Origin of the sequence: Mesorhizobium sp. ESP6-5, assembly GCF_020164695.1 — a bacterium.
Lineage (GTDB): Bacteria > Pseudomonadota > Alphaproteobacteria > Rhizobiales > Rhizobiaceae > Mesorhizobium > Mesorhizobium australicum.
In genome coordinates this window covers 1-1,369 of the sequence record NZ_JAIUGR010000033.1, presented here as the reverse complement: position 1 = coordinate 1,369, position 1,369 = coordinate 1, and the positions used below count along the sequence as shown (strand labels likewise).

At 58.8% G+C, this 1,369-nt stretch carries 1 tRNA gene; it reads right to left on the bottom strand.

The window, feature by feature from the left end:
• Window positions 1–1,032: 1,032 nt before the first annotated feature.
• Window positions 1,033–1,109 (bottom strand) — tRNA-Met (locus LB524_RS28750).
• Window positions 1,110–1,369: the final 260 nt, after the last annotated feature.

Below are 1,369 nucleotides of genomic sequence, written 5' to 3'. Positions count from 1 at the left end.
GGCTACTCCTAGGATTATCCCTAGGACTTCCGATGTTCGCCCTCAGCTGACAAGACGGCCCTCACCGGAGGGGTACGAGCGATGCGACTGTCGCCCAGTGTTCGGCGCGGCCGTGCCTCTGCCGGCTGGCCGCGGATTTCGCCTTCGACGCGATAGAGTTCTGCGATGCGCCCGAGCGCCTCGCTGCAATCGGCGCTGGGCCGGTTGCGGCGAGTTCGTAGAAGCGGCCCAGAGCTGCCCGATTTTGCTCTGCCGCTGCCGGGATCCAGCACCGGCGCCGTGACCTCGTTTGCGAAGTCGCGTCAACAGACGAACTCGGTTGCAGCGCTGTATTGGCGCTAGCGCTCTCCCGCTACCATCTCAAACCACTATGCAACCTACTGGGTTCGGTGACGCGCTGGCTGCCGACCGTCTGCAGCTCGGCTCGATACCACTGACGGGGGCAGAGCTGTTCGAGGATGGCCGCCGGCACGTCGCTCGGCGCTGCAGGGTGACGGTCTTGCCCGGTACCAGTGGCGCCGCCCGTGGCGATCCGGCCAAGCGCAAGGGGAGCGCTACGGCGGCGCCTGCGGAGTTGAGGCCGATTTGACCTACAGTGATCGTGCATCCGCCTTAATTCCTGTAAATGGTGGAAGCTTTCCGATCGGCGGGAATTTGAAAGGGCACAGAGGTGCTGGGCTACATTCGTGACAACATCTTCCTCATTATTGCGTTCGCGATCGGATTTGGGATCGCCGTTTTCAGCGTATTCAAGCCCTGGAAGGGCGGATTGTGGAATTATCCATCCGATCCTGTAGAGCAGAGGAGATTGGCGGTAAGCGTTGTCGCGTCATTTGTTGGAATGCTCTTCATGATGCTTCACATTTACACGCGAAGATAACAACTCGCCTTCCTGCTGAGCAAGCGTCTGGACGCACGGCGTGCGCACCAGGAAGAAACGCGAAGGCGAACAACGGCAGCGATTGCGGTGCCGTTCAAAACGCAAATAGCCGCCCCGGTTAGACCGGGACGGTAATTGATTTATGATAGAATTGGTTGCGGGGACAGGATTTGAACCTGTGACCTTCAGGTTATGAGCCTGACGAGCTACCGGGCTGCTCCACCCCGCGTCACCACCATGATCGCCTTGTGGCGATTGCGGTATTTGCGATCGCCGTTTTATTTGGCGATTGCGGTATTCTGTCTCCACCAAATGAAAGGGCCGCTTAGAGCGGCCCGGGATCCCTTGGCAAGCCTTTATGCATGTTGCCCAAAGAGTTAGCGGTTTGGGGCAACGACGTGCATCGAACGACGTGCAGAGAAGATTTCACGGTCATCCGATTGGATGAGAGTTTGAACGTGCGTTTTGCAGACCTGGCAGCGACCTACT